Annotated in this window: 1 protein-coding gene; it reads left to right on the forward strand. The window is 40.5% G+C overall.

What is annotated here, in order from left to right; genetic code table 11:
- On the forward strand, positions 1 to 770 hold a 770-nt coding region (locus CWB65_RS19560), incomplete at its 5' end, for a hypothetical protein (protein WP_212750960.1).
- Between the last annotated feature and the right edge of the window lie 189 nt (positions 771 to 959).

Here is a 959-nt window from a genome sequence, read left to right on the forward strand (position 1 = left end):
TTTATAAAACGACAAATGTCTTAGACAAAATTGTTATGTTTCAAGGAGATCAAATGCCAATTCCTGACTCAGTAATCGATGATATTAGAGCTGCTGCAAAAGAAGTCTGGCCTGACGACAAGGAAATGCAAACCTATACAGTCAAGGAAGAACTTGATGCATACAGGAATTTCGTGGCGCTGGATTATTCATGTGTTTCTGATGAAGAAAAAGAGTCCTTAATTCAAGAAGCCAAGGAAAGTTTCGACACATGGGAAGAGCGTTTCTCCTCTATTCAAGATGAGCTAGAAGCCATCGCTGAATTAAAAGAACTTATCAGCGCTAAACAGGGTGACGAGTTATTTAACCAATTGATACTTGAAGCTCGAACAGAGAATGAAAATTACTTTAGGGGGCAGCTTGAATACGTGCAAGAAAAAGTCTCAAGCTATGAGTCGATCCAAAGGACTCGGGCAGAAATAGATCCTCTGAAAAATATATTAATTGATATCGAGAATATCATAGGTAGTGAGTGTTACAATGGCAATATTCAAAATTATGGAAGTTGGGGTGACCTTGAGAGTGAAGGGCGCTCATTTCGTTATCCAGTCAAATTTTTCGATGGTGAAAATGAATTCAAACGGAAAACCGTACCCCGAGACATCCCAGCCGAACAGTTAATCAGTGGGTACTACCCATTTGGCGCTAATGAGTTAAACATATATAGGGCTCTACATAAGGTTCTTAAATACCTAGAGGCTGAACATGGGCTTAAACTACCAAAAACATAACAAGCGCATGTTATCGGACTGGTTTTCCGCTGCGCTCCAAACCAGCCGCAAATGCGGGCGTTGGTATGACTCCCATTGTCAAGTTAAACGCACTGATCCTTGCCTAACTTTTTAAGCCATAATTATTTTAGCTCGAATTAGAGCGAGTTAATACATAGGATGAAGCAAGTAATGTCGTCGGTGAGCTGG

This window comes from Pseudoalteromonas sp. S554 (genome assembly GCF_005930865.1).
Classification (GTDB): domain Bacteria; phylum Pseudomonadota; class Gammaproteobacteria; order Enterobacterales; family Alteromonadaceae; genus Pseudoalteromonas; species Pseudoalteromonas marina.